General features: G+C 47.3%; 1 pseudogene. It reads left to right on the top strand.

The features are described from left to right. A pseudogene (locus ACS8FC_RS21065) lies at window positions 1-510 on the top strand (protein translocase subunit SecF); the annotation flags it as partial.

Raw genomic sequence — 510 nt, 5'->3', positions numbered from 1 at the left:
GAAATGGCTCAAATGGTGATGCGACTACTGCAAGTACCCGCCGCCGTAACAAACCACGCCGTGATGGTAAAGGTAGCAATACCAAAACCAACAACCCTACTACGGCCAAATCTGGTAAAAGTAGTAGCCGTCGTGGTGGTAAAGGCCAAGCTGGTAAAGACAATCAAGCACTCGCGACCACTGTTGATCCTAATCTAGTGTCAAGCGACGCCGCTGATGATGCAGCCGCAGTCGCTGAAGGTGGCATTAAAGCCATTGGCAATCAACGTATCATTCCATTTATGAAGATAGAAAAGCCAATGGCGCTACTATCTTTGTTTATGGTGATCGGTAGTATCATTGCTATTGCCGTCAACGGCTTGAACTTAGGTCTTGATTTTACTGGTGGTGTCTCAGCAGACATTCGTTATGAGCAGCCTGTCGAACAGGTTGCCGTTGTTCAAGCATTGGCAGACAATGGTTTTGATGATGCGGTTGTACAGTATTTAGGTACGCGTGAAGAGCTACTCG

The organism is Psychrobacter sp. 1Y4 (genome assembly GCF_051847555.1).
Note: the sequence above shows the minus strand (reverse complement) of the source record. Positions and strands in the feature narration are given on the sequence as shown.